Source organism: Streptomyces sp. CA-251387 (assembly GCF_050936625.1).
In the GTDB taxonomy this organism is placed as follows: Bacteria; Actinomycetota; Actinomycetes; order Streptomycetales; family Streptomycetaceae; genus Streptomyces.
In genome coordinates this window covers 5,719,250-5,733,020 of the sequence record NZ_JBNJMJ010000001.1, presented here as the reverse complement: position 1 = coordinate 5,733,020, position 13,771 = coordinate 5,719,250, and the positions used below count along the sequence as shown (strand labels likewise).

9 protein-coding genes are annotated in these 13,771 nt (G+C 70.5%); 2 read left to right on the top strand and 7 right to left on the bottom strand.

Annotated elements, in window-relative coordinates:
- Position 1 precedes the first annotated feature (1 nt).
- Positions 2-1,582 carry a glutamine-hydrolyzing GMP synthase gene (gene guaA, locus ACQEV2_RS25815; protein ID WP_433045981.1) on the bottom strand — a complete coding sequence of 527 codons (1,581 nt, stop codon included), beginning with the start codon at positions 1,580-1,582 and terminating at the stop codon, positions 2-4.
- 444 nt (positions 1,583-2,026) lie between these two features.
- On the opposite strand from guaA, the gene ACQEV2_RS25810 reads away from it, so the two are divergent.
- Positions 2,027-2,308, top strand: a complete 282-nt coding sequence (locus tag ACQEV2_RS25810; RefSeq protein WP_433045978.1) for a chorismate mutase — start codon at positions 2,027-2,029, stop codon at positions 2,306-2,308.
- A 644-nt stretch (positions 2,309-2,952) separates the two neighbouring features.
- Here the strand turns inward: ACQEV2_RS25810 and ACQEV2_RS25805 are convergent.
- Positions 2,953-4,083, bottom strand: a complete 1,131-nt coding sequence (locus tag ACQEV2_RS25805) for a hypothetical protein (RefSeq protein WP_433045975.1) — start codon at positions 4,081-4,083, stop codon at positions 2,953-2,955.
- A 247-nt stretch (positions 4,084-4,330) separates the two neighbouring features.
- On the opposite strand from ACQEV2_RS25805, the gene ACQEV2_RS25800 reads away from it, so the two are divergent.
- Positions 4,331-5,389 carry an LAETG motif-containing sortase-dependent surface protein gene (locus ACQEV2_RS25800; protein WP_433045972.1) on the top strand — a complete coding sequence of 353 codons (1,059 nt, stop codon included), beginning with the start codon at positions 4,331-4,333 and terminating at the stop codon, positions 5,387-5,389.
- A 124-nt stretch (positions 5,390-5,513) separates the two neighbouring features.
- On the opposite strand, the gene ACQEV2_RS25795 is transcribed toward ACQEV2_RS25800, so the two are convergent.
- The 5 genes from ACQEV2_RS25795 to ACQEV2_RS25775 form a co-directional block, all read right to left on the bottom strand.
- Complete coding sequence (locus tag ACQEV2_RS25795; protein WP_433045969.1) at positions 5,514-7,322, bottom strand: GMC oxidoreductase; 1,809 nt, start codon at positions 7,320-7,322, stop codon at positions 5,514-5,516.
- 49 nt (positions 7,323-7,371) lie between these two features.
- Positions 7,372-8,985, bottom strand: a complete 1,614-nt coding sequence (locus ACQEV2_RS25790; RefSeq protein ID WP_433045966.1) for a succinic semialdehyde dehydrogenase — start codon at positions 8,983-8,985, stop codon at positions 7,372-7,374.
- A gap of 131 nt (positions 8,986-9,116) precedes the next feature.
- On the bottom strand, positions 9,117-10,796 hold the full coding sequence (locus ACQEV2_RS25785; RefSeq protein WP_433045963.1) for a serine/threonine-protein kinase: 1,680 nt from the start codon (positions 10,794-10,796) through the stop codon (positions 9,117-9,119).
- Positions 10,797-10,834: 38 nt separating this feature from the next.
- On the bottom strand, positions 10,835-12,490 hold the full coding sequence (locus ACQEV2_RS25780; protein ID WP_433045960.1) for a serine/threonine-protein kinase: 1,656 nt from the start codon (positions 12,488-12,490) through the stop codon (positions 10,835-10,837).
- Positions 12,491-12,582: 92 nt separating this feature from the next.
- Positions 12,583-13,767, bottom strand: coding sequence for a serine/threonine-protein kinase (locus ACQEV2_RS25775; protein ID WP_433045957.1), 1,185 nt, complete (start codon positions 13,765-13,767; stop codon positions 12,583-12,585).
- Positions 13,768-13,771: the final 4 nt, after the last annotated feature.

The window sequence follows — 13,771 nt, the reverse complement described above, 5'->3', positions numbered from 1 at the left end:
ACTACTCCCACTCGATGGTGCCCGGGGGCTTGCTGGTCACGTCGAGGACGACACGGTTGACGTCCCGCACCTCGTTGGTGATCCGGGTCGAGATCTTCGCGAGGACGTCGTACGGCAGCCTCGACCAGTCGGCGGTCATGGCGTCCTCGGAGGAGACGGGACGCAGGACGATCGGGTGGCCGTAGGTGCGGCCGTCGCCCTGGACGCCGACGCTGCGGACGTCCGCCAGCAGGACGACCGGGCACTGCCAGATGTCCCGGTCGAGGCCGGCCGCCGTGAGCTCCTCACGGGCGATGGCGTCGGCGTCGCGGAGCAGGTCGAGCCGCTCCTTGGTGACCTCGCCGACGATACGGATGCCGAGGCCCGGGCCCGGGAACGGCTGGCGCTGGACGATCTCCTCCGGCAGGCCCAGCTCCTGGCCGACCATCCGGACCTCGTCCTTGAACAGCTTGCGCAGGGGCTCGATGAGCTTGAACTCGAGGTCCTCGGGGAGGCCGCCCACGTTGTGGTGGGACTTGATGTTGGCGGTTCCGGTGCCGCCACCGGACTCGACCACGTCGGGGTAGAGGGTGCCCTGGACGAGGAACTCCACCGCCGGACCCTCGTCCGCGATGATCTCCGCCTGCGCCTGCTCGAAGACCCGGATGAACTCGCGGCCGATGATCTTCCGCTTCTCCTCGGGGTCGGTGACCCCGGCAAGCGCCTTGAGGAACCGCTCCTCCGCGTCCACGACCTTCAGCTGCACGCCGGTCGCGGCCACGAAGTCCTTCTCGACCTGCTCGGTCTCGCCCTTGCGCATCAGGCCGTGGTCGACGTAGACGCAGGTCAGCTGGGAGCCGATGGCCTTCTGCACGAGCGCGGCGGCGACGGCGGAGTCCACACCGCCGGACAGCCCGCAGATGGCGCGCTTGTCGCCGACCTGCTCGCGGATCGCCGCGACCTGCTCCTCGATCACATTGCCGGTCGTCCAGCTCGGGGTCAGGCCCGCGCCCCGGTACAGGAAGTGCTCCAGCACCTGCTGGCCGTGCGTGGAGTGCATGACCTCGGGGTGGTACTGGACGCCGTACAGCTTCTTCTCGTCGTTCTCGAAGGCGGCGACCGGGACGACGTCCGTGGAGGCCGTCACGGAGAAGCCCTCCGGGGCGGCGGAGCAGGCGTCGCCGTGCGACATCCACACGTGCTGCTCGGCCGGGGTGCCCTCGAAGAGGGTGGAGGACGACTTCGAGACATGGAGATCCGTACGGCCGTACTCGCGGGCGCCGGTGTTGTCGACCGTGCCACCGAGGGACTGTGCCATCAGCTGGAAGCCGTAGCACATGCCGAAGACGGGGACGCCGGCCTCGAAGATCGCGCGGTCGAGGCGGGGGGCACCCTCCTCGTAGACCGACGAGGGGCCGCCGGAGAGGATGATCGCCGCCGGGTTCTTGGCGAGCATCTCCTCGACGGGCATGGTGCTCGGCACGATCTCGCTGTAGACCCGGGCCTCGCGGACGCGACGGGCGATGAGCTGGGCGTACTGCGCGCCGAAGTCGACGACCAGGACGGTGTCGGGGGCGGCGGCAGCGGGGGTCGCTGGTGACACGGGAGCCTTCCGGCGGTGGGGCGGGTCTCTGTGCTGGCCAATTCTACCGGGGCGCTCCGCCGGGTCGGCCGGGCACAGTGAGCGGGCCCTGGGCGTTCCTGGGGGCTGCCGCCCCAGACCCCCGCTTCGGCCCCGAAAGCGCCTCGTCCTCAGACGCCGGACAGGCTGAATACAGCTGATCGGCGTCGCGAGAGCCGGTCGCGTCTCAGGATGCGAACCAGGTTGGCCATCCCCCGCCGCCCCGGCATACTGACCCCATGCTCACGCACCCGACCTTCCTCTTTACCTATGGCACCCGGCCCGCCGGCTGCCATGGTCGTGCTGCTTGAGCAACTGACAAGCGACTTCCCAGGCGCCCCGGGCCGACAAGGTCCGGGGCGTCTGGCGTTTCCGGATCCTGTCGCTCCGGGGCACCGCCCTTCGACTTCGACGAGGAGCCCCGAAATGACCGCCATCGACGTGACCGGCGCCCGTACCACCGAGGCCGCGGACGTGATCACCGGTGCCCGTGAACGCATCGACGCCCTGGACGACCGGATCATCGGGCTGATCCAGGAACGCATGGCCGTCTCGGCCGTCATCCAGGAGGCGCGGATCAATTCCGGCGGCCGGCGGGTGAACCTCTCGCGTGAGATGGAGGTCCTCAGCCACTACAGCGAGGCGCTGGGCAAGCCGGGCACGTCGCTCGCCATGACGCTGCTCGAACTGTGCCGCGGTCGCATCTGAGTTCGGGGCCCCTCTCACCCGTACGGCGCGTGACGCCTCCCCCCACCCTTCGTTGGTACCGGTGTCCGTGCCAGCCAGGCGCGGGCCCGGAAGAACCACGCGTGGCTCGCTGGAGCGATGAGGCGTACGGATCGTGCCGTGCGCCGTGGGACCTCGCTCCAGGTAGGTGACCGGACGGCAGGGGACAGCAGCCCGGTCACTCAAGAGAGGTCGGCTCCGGGGACGCCCGGGGCCGGCCGGCGGAAGTGCAAGAAGGCCCCACGAGAAGGCCTGCGAAGCGCAAGAAGGCGTACAAGGCTGGGTCAAGCGGTTGCGGTGGCCGCGTCCATCCAGCACGATGCGTAGAAACCGCCAAGTCCCACCCCTCCGAGCCCCACCACATCCGAGTCCCACCCCAGACAACTGCATTGCCTTTCGCCTGCTGCGCACCGCTGCGCGGCGGCACTGCCAGAGGTCGAGACCTTCCGTGCGCGGCCCGCGCGCCGGGGCGCCGACCCAGGGCCCGAAGGGCGTAACCGGACCAGCGGCGCAACCCCCCGGCGCCGCTTCCCAGGCACCGATGCTGCCCTGACGTCGGTGCTGACGAAAGAAGGGCCCCGCGGCTCCTGCCTGCGGGGCCCTTCTCTTGCCGGTCGGCTCGTGCGTCACGTGCGGGAGACGGTGCCGCACTCCTCCGCGCGGTCCGCGTCGATCTCCTTGCTGCGGTCGTACGGGTCCGTCGTCGGGCCGGTGGGGGGTGCGCCGGTGGGCAGCGACGAGTCGAACTGCGGGTGCAGATAGCCGTCGTACACGTCGCAGGCCGAGTTGCCGATCTCCTGGTCGTAGCGCAGGACGGCGATCTTCCCCGGGGTGACCTGGTACCTGGCCGGGTCGGAGAGCTCGACGTCGAGGACCCGGCGGATGATCGTGCGGGCCACCTCGGTCGAACCCTTGCGGACGAGCGGATAGACGAAGGTGTAGTCGGCGTGCACGACGACGGAGGCGTGCTCACCCTCCTTGAACGTCATGCGGCCGCGCGTCTTTACGACATCACCGGCGAGCCGCACCTCGTCGGGGTCGAAGCGGCTGAACATCCACAGGGGATCGTGGTCCTTGTCCGGCTTGCGCAGCGCGGTGGTCAGCAGGTCGAGCAGTTCCGTCTGGCGGGGCTCAATGACGCCGAGTGCGGTTTCGGGGCGTTCGCCGCGGAGAGTGGCCGGGTCGAGGTTGGCGTCGACCAGGAGCCTTCCGGTCTGTCGCAGCGCCTGCTCCACCTGCCCCTTGGACAGCGTGCCGACCGGGGTGGCCTTCGGCAGTGCGATGCCGGTCTCGCCGTCGGCCCAGCCTTCGGCCGGGGAGCCGGCGAATGGCCTGGCCACGGTGGGGACGGCGGGATCGGCGGATCCGGGCGCGGCCGTCGGGGCGGCGGTCTCCACGGGGAGCGGCGACGAGGCCCCGCCCTTCGGTGACGAGGCCGCGCTGCCGAACGGGTCGCCGGGTATCAGCGAGGGCCGTACCGCCACGACCGCCACGGCTATGGCGAGAGGCACGCCGACCATGGCCCACCGGCGACGGCGCCGGGTGGCGCGGCCGTTCATCTCCTGCCAGGCGGGGCCGGTGCGCCACCCTGCGGGCAGTTCCCCCCGGGCCTCCTGCTGCCGCAGGCGCTCGGTGACCATGCGGGCGCGGGCGGAGGGTTCCTTCGGGGCGGAGGCGCGTTCGCGCTCGGCGTCCTGGACGAACTTCTCCCATGCCTCGTCCGGTATGGACGAGCCCTCGGACGGCTTCTCGGTCACGGCGGTGTGGGCTTCCTCTCGTGGGCTGTCGGCCGGCTGAGCGTACGTCAGCTCCGGACGACCGAGCAGACCCTTCCTGGATGTGATGCAGGCCACATAAGAAACCTGTTAGGGAGTGCACAACCATTCACCGCTGTCACTGATCAAACCCTGCGAACCACGGGCCACACCCGCGCCCCACACGCGGAGGCCTCCCTTTTACTCGCGTGTTGCGACGTCGCAGCACTCCGGACTTTCTGAGGTCTTCATGAAGCTTCGCCGTGCCCTGGCCGCCGCAGCCACGACGGCTGTCATAGCGCCGATCGCACTGCTGTCCGCGCCGGCCGCGTTCGCCACGGACGAGCCGACGGCGCCCACCGAGACCGTGACGGAGACGCCGTCCGACACGCCGACGACCGACGCGCCGACCGACACCCCCACGACCGACGCGCCGACCGACACCCCGACGAGCGACGCGCCCACCGACGCGCCGACGACCGACGCCCCCACCGAGTCCGCCACCCCCACCGCCACGGAGAGCACCCCCGCCGAGGAGGAGTCCACGCCGGCTCCCGAGGAGAGCACCCCCTCCGAGGGCGACGACGAGTGGAACCCGTACGAGGACTGCGAGACGTTCGACCTCGACGACAACCTCAAGGCCGAGATCTCCGGCCTGCCGAGCAAGATCGTCGCGGGTTCGGGCTGGCACAACTTCGAGTTCGTCGCCACGAACAACTCCGACAAGGACCTGGAGAACGTCTGGATCGAGGCGTTCACCGAGTACGCGGACGAGGTCAACGACGAGGACTCGCTGTACCTCGACCTGGCCGAGATCCAGGTCAAGGAGGACGGCAAGTGGACCAGCAGCTACCAGGACTTCTACAAGGACGAGGACGGCAAGGTCGTCTTCACCGGTAGCTTCGTCGCCTCCCTCGACAAGCTGGAGGCGAACTCCTCCGCCTCGCTGGACCTGCGCGTCCGCGTGAAGTCGTCCGCCCCGGCCGGCGCGTCCTTCGCGCTCAGCCAGGCCATCTACGCCGGCGAGGACGCCGCCTGCTACGGCAACGGTGAGTTCTACGAGTTCACCGTCCTCGCCGCGGGCAGCAACCCGGGCAACCCCGGCCCCGCCAAGCCGAACGGTGAGAAGCCCTCGGGCATCGACGGCAAGAAGCCGCAGGGCGAGGTCCAGGAGATCAGCGGCAACCTCGCCGAGACCGGCTCCAGCTCCAACCTGCCGGTCATCGCGACCGTCGGTGGTGTCGCCATCGTCGCCGGTGCGGGCGTCGTGTTCGCCATGAAGCGCCGCAAGGTCGGTGCGGAGGCCTAAGCCTCACCAGAGCTCTACGCAAGACAGAGAAGGACCTGCGCTCGGAGGGGGGTGCAGGTCCTTCTCTGTTTCTGCTCTGTCTACGACTGTCGCTGGTCTCTTCTCTCTACGGCTGTCGCGTGCCCTACTTCTTCGGCGGCACCGCCGGCATCCCCAGGAACGGCAACCGCAACGCTCCGAACGCCTCCGCCGGGACCGCCGGTGACTTCGGCTCGACCGGCTTCAGGCGTTCGTAGGCCGCTCCCTGGGCCGGACGCGGGTCCGCCTCGCCCTTGTTCGGCCAGTACGACATCGCCCGCTCGGCCTGTGCGGTGATCGTCAGGGAGGGGTTGACGCCCAGGTTGGCCGAGACCGCCGCCCCGTCGACGACCGAGATGCCGGGGTGGCCGTAGAGGCGGTGGTAGGGGTCGATCACGCCGGTCTCGGGCGAGTCGCCGATCGGGCAGCCGCCGAGGAAGTGGGCGGTGAGGGGGGTGCCCATGAGTTCGCCGACGTTGGAGCCGGCGAAGCCGTTGATGTCGGCCGCGATGGCCGACGCGGCCTCCGAAGCGGCCTTGATCTGCTTGGGGTTGGGGGAGCCGTGGCCCTGGCGTGCCGTCAGCAGGCCCTTGCCGACGCCGTCCGGTTTCAGGTACGTCGTCAGCGAGTTGTCCAGCGACTGCATCACCAGGCCGATGATGGTCCGCTCCGACCAGCGGCGGTTGGAGAGGGAGCGCAGGACGAGAAGGGGGTGGCGGGCCGCGTTCGCCAGCCAGGCGCCGGCGCGCGACCGGCCCTCCGCATAGGGGACCTGGAGGATCGACAGGCCGCCCATCGAGTTGGAGCCCTTGCCGTAGCGGACCGGCTCGATGTGGGTGTTCTCGTCGGGGTGGATGGACGACGTGATGGCGACTCCGCGCGTGAAGTCGACCTTCGGCTCGCCCGTCGCCCTGCGGTAGCGCCGGTTGTCGGTCTGCGCGCCGACCAGGGCCTCCGAGTTGGTGCGGGTCAGTTCGCCCAACCTGGGGGAGAGATGTGGCAGTTGGCCCCCCGCCTTCATGCGGTGCAGGAGCGTCTGGGTGCCGTATGTACCGGCCGCGAGCACCACCCGGCGGGCCTTGAAGAGCCTGCCCTCGCCCTTCTTCCTGCGGTCGGTCGGCAGCGTCGCGACGGCGTAGCCGCCCTGTGAGTCGTCCGTGATGGAGACGACCGTCGTCAGGGGGTGGACGACCGCGCCCGCCTTCTCGGCGAGGTAGAGGTAGTTCTCGTTGAGGGTGTTCTTCGCGCCGTGGCGGCAGCCCGTCATGCACTCGCCGCACTCGGTACAGGCCTTGCGGGCCGGTCCCGCCCCGCCGAAGTAGGGGTCGGCCACCTCTTCGCCCGGCTTGGCCTTCGCCTCCCCGCCCGCGTCCTTGCCGTCGCCGAAGAAGACGCCGACCGGCGCCATGTGGAAGGTGTCGCCGACGCCCATCCGCTCGGCGGCCGCCTTGAGGTGGACGTCGGACGGGGTCATCGTCGGGTTGAGCCGTACGCCGAGCATGCGCTGGGCCTGGTCGTAGTACGGCTTCAGCTCCTCCTGCCAGTCCGTGATGTCACGCCACTGGGGGTCCTCGAAGAAGGCCTTCGGCGGTACGTAGAGGGTGTTGGCGTAGTTGAGGGAGCCGCCGCCGACGCCCGCTCCCGCCAGCACCATGACGTTGCCCAGCAGGTGGATGCGCTGGATGCCGTACATGCCGAGCTTGGGGGCCCACAGGTAGTTCTTCAGGTCCCAGGAGTTCTTCGGGAGGGTCTCGCGGGTCCAGCGGCGCCCGGCTTCGAGGACGCCTACGCGGTAGCCCTTCTCCGTCAGGCGGAGCGCCGTTACCGACCCGCCGAAACCCGACCCGACGACGATGACGTCATAGTCGTACCCGGAGCCGTCGTCCTGTTTCTGGGCAGAGTTCTCCTGTGACACGTGCTCTCCTCGTTGAAAGCGGTGGTGCGGCGGGCTCGAAGGCCCGGTCCTAGCGGAAACGGAACGCCTTCATCACCCGCAGGCTCCGGCTCATGAACTGCGCGTACTTCTCGTCGTCCATCCCCAGCGACGGCGCCATCGGCAGCAGCCGCTGCTGGGCCACCGTCTGGGCCTCCGTGTACTTGAGGATGCCCTCGGAGCCGTGACGGCGGCCGAGACCCGAGTCCTTCATGCCGCCCATCGGGGACTGGACGCTGCCGTAGGCGGGGGCGTAGCCCTCGTTGACGTTGACCGTGCCGGAGCGCAGACGGGCCGCCACCTCGCGGCCGCGGCGGCCGTCCTTCGTCCAGACCGACGAGTTGAGGCCGTACGGCGTGGAGTTGGCGAGCTCGATCGCCTCGTCCTCGGTCTTGAAGCGGTAGATCGACACGACCGGGCCGAAGGTCTCCTCGGTGCACACGGTCATCTCGGGCTCGACGCCGTCGAGGATCGTCGGCTCGAAGAAGTACGGGCCGATGTCGGGTCGCGCCACACCGCCCGCGACGAGCTTCGCGCCCTTCGCGACGGCCTCCTCCACATGCCGGGTGACCGTCTCCAGCTGCCGCGCGCCGACCAGGGAGCCCATGTCGGCGCCGTACGCCAGGGACCTGCCCAGCCGCATCGCCTTGGTGCGGCCGGCGAAGCGCTCGACGAAGGCGTCCGCGATCGACTCGTGGACGTACAGCCGCTCGATGGAGATGCAGAGCTGGCCGGCGGAGGAGAAGCAGGCGCGGACGGCGCCCGCGGCGGCCTTCTCCACGTCGGCGTCCTCCAGGACCAGCATGGCGTTCTTGCCGCCGAGTTCGAGGGAGACGCCGACCAGGCGGGCGGCGGCGCCCTGGGCGACCTCGCGGCCGGTGCGGGTGGAGCCGGTGAAGGAGACGTAGTCGGCGTGCCGGACGACCTCGGGGCCGATGACCGGGCCCTCGCCGAGGACGACCTGGAAGACGTCGGCGGGCAGCCCTGCCTCGATCAGCAGGTCGCGCGCCCACAGCGCCGTGAGACAGGTCTCCGTGTCCGGCTTCATCACGACCGCGTTGCCCGCGACGAAGGCGGGGAGCGCGTCGCCGACGGACAGCTCCAGGGGGTAGTTCCAGGGGGCGATCTGGCCGACGACGCCGCGCGGATGGCGCAGCTCGGTGACCTTGGTGAGGGTCGGTATGGCGCCGGTGTGCCGCTTCGGCTTCAGATACGACGGTGCCTTACGGCCGTAATGGCGGGCCGCGACGGCTACGGCCTGCACCTCCTCGTGGGCGTGCAGGCGGGCCTTGCCGGTCTCCAGCTGGATGAGGTCAAGGACCTCGGCCTGACGTTCCAGCACCAGGTCGTGGAAGCGGAGCAGGACCGCGGCGCGCTGCCGGACCGGGACCTGGGCCCAGACGGCCTGGGCCCCGCGGGCCGCGTCGAAGGCCTTCCGCACGTCCTCGGGCGTGGATTCGGGCAGGTCGGCCAGCTTCTCGCCGGTGAACGGCGTGTGGTTGGCGGTACGACCGGAGCCGGCCACGCCCTTGGTGAGCTGGGCGACCAGCTCGGGGGTGACCACGTCGGCGGCGGTGCGGGCGCCCACCGGGGCGGGGGCGAGGGGGTTGGTGCCGGTCTTGGCCGGGGCCTGCGCGTCCGTCATGAGGCGCAGGGTATGCCGGAGCGGAGCCTTTGTGTACCCGTCGGTAACGCGGATTCACCGAGTGCTCACATGCCGCCAGTGTCCACTGGCAACAAACGTGCTGATCAGGGCGTTGCCGAGTCAGTGCCGAGTCACTCGATCTCGAGTCGGTCACGGGCGCCCTTGAAGACGGCGGTGCCTTTCTTCTCCGAGGGCGTGCCCTTGGGCATGTCGACGCGCAGCTCGTACATGCGGTCGTCGGCGGTGACCACGAACAGTTGCATGCAGCGGGTCGGGGACTCCTCCATGTCGTAGGTGGTGTCGACGAGGACGGCGTCGTAGCCCTTGAAGGTCGTACGGGTGTACTGGCCGCTCGCGTCGTGGTTGTAGCTGTTCCAGGTCTCCTGCGCCTGCTCGGCCTGGTCCAGCAACGGCCCCGGCGACTTGTCCCACTGGGTGAGGCGCACCTGGACGAGGCCGGCCTCGATGTCGTAGACGACGAGCCGGGGCTGGTCGGTGGCGCTGCCCTCCCGCGCGGCCTCCTTGTACGCGGCGGGGAGGGAGAGGACGGCGTTCATGTCCTTCTCCCGGTGCGCGATCCAGGTGCCGGGGGTGCGGCTGGGGGTCGGCTCCGGGGTCGGGGGCGCCGAGCTGTGGGTGGGGTTCGTCTTCTTGAGGTCGTCGTCCCTGTCGACGAGGAAGGAGGAGGTGGCGAACCAGGTGCCGCCGACGAGGAGGACTCCCAGCACTGCGACGGGAACCGGGCGGAGGAGGGAACGACCTCCGCGCTTCGGGGCCGGGGACGTGGTGTCGGACGCCGCCGACTCGGTTATCGGCGTCGGCTCGGCTGTCGGCTCGGCCCCCGGCTCGCCCGCCGGTCCGGTCGCCGCCGAACCTGCCAGCCGTACCGTCCCCGAATCCTCCGCGAACTCCCGGAGCACAGAGGCATCCTGCGGTCCCGCCGCTGCCGACGCCCCGGAGGGCTCCGGCACCGGCCACCCCTCCGCCACCGCCTCCAGAACCTTGCCGACCTCCTCCGCGCCGGGCCGCCGCTCGGGATCCTTCTCCAGCAGCCGTACGATCAACGACCCGAGCGGGCCCGCCTGTTTCGGCTCGGGCGGATCGGCGGAGAGGATCGCGGCGAGCGTGGACTCCAGGGTCGTACGGCGAAACGGCGACCACCCCTCCACGGCGGCGTACAGGAGCACGCCCAGCGACCACAGGTCGGAGGCGGGGCCGGCGCCGCGGCCGGACATCCGCTCGGGGGCGATGAACTCCAGGGAGCCGATGAACTCGCCGCTGACCGTGAGGGATTCCTCGCCCTGGATGTGCGCGATGCCGAAGTCGGTGAGGACGACGCGGTCATGGCGGCCGAGCAGGACGTTGGCGGGCTTGACGTCGCGGTGCACGATACCGACGTCGTGCGCGGCGCGCAGGGCGCCGAGGACGGCGAAGCCGATGCGGGCGGACTCGGCCGGAGGGAGCGGCTTGCGCTGGAGGACCTCGTGCAGGGACTCGCCGCGCACCAGCTCCATGACGATCCAGGGCAGCCCGTCCTCGACGACGACGTCGTGGATGGAGACGGCGGCCGGATGGTCGACGCGGGCGGCGGCGCGGGCCTCACGGTAGAGCCGGTGGGCGGCGCGCTGATGGGCCGCGTCCTCCGGGTCGCCGGGCAACCTCGGCTGCTTGACGGCGACTTCACGGTCCACCAGTTCGTCGAGCGCCCGCCAGACGGTGCCCATGCCGCCGGAGCCGATGCGCTCGACCAGCCGGTAACGCCCGCCGATCACACGGCCCTTGCGGCCAGGGCCGCCCCCGTCGTTGGTCATGTTCCATGCCTACCTTGCGGGGCAGGGCCTTGGCCAGTTCAGAGCTTGTCGACGTCCAGGTTCTTGATCGCCGTCTGCGCCACCTCGCGTCCACGGTCCGTGAAGTCGCCCGCGCCCGGGTAACTGACGGTGAGCTTGTACATGTCGCCGGCGGAGGTCTTGTAGTAGAAGATCCTCATCTCGCGCGGGCGGGGGTTCTGGGTGTCCGTGGTCGTGTACTTGACCGTGTTCTCGGCGGACTTCCTGCCCTGGTACGTGGTCTCCTTGGGGTCTGTCGTGGGGTTCGCCGGCATGCTGACGTCGTAGTCGCCGTTCTGCTTGAAGTCGCCGTCGTCGTCGTACATCTCGGCGGCCGCGGAACCGGCGATGCCGTTGCTGGAGTCCTCTGCCTTCTTCTCGAGTCTCAGGCCGATCCAGATGGCACCGCTCGCGTCGGTGTACGTGACCCAGTGGCCGTTGTCCGTCTCCTCGGGCACGCCCCGCTTGTAGTTCTCGGGCACTGCGAGTGTCGCGGCGAGGTCCTTCTCCTCGCGCGTCTTCCATCCCTCCGGCAACGGCCCCGCGAAAGGATCCGCGATCAACAGATACGCCGTCACCGCCGCCGCGACGACCGCCGCACCGAGCCCGAGCAGCGCCTTGCGCCCCAGCCGGAGACCCCCCTTGTCGCCCTCGCCGACCCGCACGACCTGCGTGGCGGCGACCGGCGCCGGCGGATTGGCCGCCTGTTCCAGCAGCGCACGCGTCTGCGCGGCGTTGGGGCGGCGAGCCGGGTCCTTCTGGAGCAGGCCGTTGATGGCCTCGGCGAGCGGGCCCTGGGCGGAGGCGGGCGGCGCGGGCACGGCGTTGAGGACCGACTGGAGGGTGGCGGGGGTGTTGCTGCGGCGGAACGGCGAGACGCCCTCCGTCGCCGCGTACAGCACGACGCCCAGGGACCACAGGTCGCTCGCCGGACCCGGCCGCTGGCCCAGCACCCGCTCCGGCGCGATGTACTCGGGGGAACCGACGAAGCCGCCGGTGTCGGTGAGGTTGGTCTCGCCCTCGATCTGGGCGATGCCGAAGTCGGTGAGGACGACACGGTCATGGCGGCCGAGGAGGACGTTGTCGGGCTTGACGTCACGGTGCAGGATGCCCGCGGCGTGAGCGGCCTCCAGCGCGCCGAGCACTTCGAGGCCGATTCTCGCCGCTTCGCGGGCCCCGAGGGTGCCCTCCTGCAGCGCATCGCCCAGCGAACGGCCCTGCACCAGCTCCATGACGATCCAGGGCCGGCCGTCGACAACCGCGACGTCATGGACGTTCACGACCGCCGGGTGGTCGAGCCTGGCCGCGGCGCGTGCCTCGCGGCGCATCCGCTCGAAGACGTTGTCTCGTTCGCGTTCGGGAAGATGGTCCGGTACGCGGGGCTCCTTGACGGCGACCTCCCGGTCCACCGTCTCGTCCTTGGCCCGCCAGACGGTGCCCATACCGCCGTGCCCGAGCTTGGCGAGCAGCCGGTAGCGGCCCGCGATCAGCCGACCGGTGCCGGGGTCCGGAGGGCTCGGCCGGGCAGGGGTGCCCTGCTGCGGTACGACCTGGGTGGGCGCCGCGTACGGGTTGTCCGGGTGGGGCACGGGCGCGGGCGGGCTCGGCCGAGGCGGTTGCAGTTCGAAACTCGTCGGCTCGTCGGACCGGTTAGGGGCTCCCCCGTTGCTGCTCATGGCTCCATCCATATCGCGGCAAGCCCTTCGGCATCCAGCGGGAATGCTTTCCGGTCACAGAGCCGTGACTCAGGTCGCTACTTATCTCCCCTTTATTCGGAGTTGGCGGCTACGAGAGCCGACGTGGTCAGCGAGGGAGACGGGCCGGATGAGGCAGACGCGCCGGGTGAGGGAGACGTACCGTCAGACGGAGATCGACCAGGCGCGCTGGAGGAACTCGCCGTACCGGGCGCACTGGAGGAACTCGCCGTACCGGGCGGCCTGACGGGGGTGTCCGGCGCGGAACTGGTCGGCACGACGCCCCCGTCCCCGTCCCCGTTCACCAGCAGCGCCGCCGCCGACACCCCCGCCACCGCCATCGCGGCGACCAGCACCGCCGTGGCCAGCTTGCTGCGTGTCGAGTAGCGCTGCTCCGCCCTGCCGAACCGTTTCGGCACAGGGGCGAGCCCCGTCTCGAGGAACTCCCGCAGCATCCGCTCGGCCCCCGCCGCATCCAGCCGCCGCCCCGGGTCCCGCTCCAGCAGCCCCTGTACGACGGGCAGGATCGGCGTCGCTTGCGCGGGCGGACGTATCTCCTCGGACACGACGGCGAGCACGGTGCCGCTCAACGAGTCTCGCCGGAACGGCGATTCGCCGCTCAGGGCCGCACACAGCAGCGCGCCCACCGACCACAGGTCGGAGGCGGGACCGGTCCTGGCCCCGGACATCCGCTCGGGCGCGGTGTACTCGGGCGAACCGACGAAGGACCCGGCCTCGGTGAGCGTGGGCGTGCCCGGCACCTGGGCGATGCCGAAGTCGGTGAGGACGACGCGGTCGGTGCCGTGCTCGATGACCACGTTGGCCGGTTTGATGTCCCGGTGCAGAACACCGGCCGCGTGCGCCGTGCGCAGCGCGTTCAGCAGGTCGGCGCCGATCCGGGCGGCCTCCGGCGCGTCGACGGGCCCGGACGTCGCGATCCGGTCGGCGAGGGAGTCGCCGTCGATCAACTCCATGACAATGTAAGGGCGTTCGTCGTCCTCCACGACGTCATGGACGACCATGACGTTCGGATGGCTGAGCTGTGCGACCGCCTGGGCTTCGCGCAGTGTGCGTTCGCGTTGCAGCCGGGCCTCGGCGGCGGAGAGCGTCTCGTCCAAGGGGAGCTCCTTGACGGCCACCGCTCGCCCCAGCAACTGGTCGGTCGCCCGCCATACGACGCCCATGCCGCCGCGACCGAGCCTCGTCTCGAGGCGGTAGCGCCCCGCGATCACACGGAAGTTGGCCCCCTCGGTCCCCATGGGC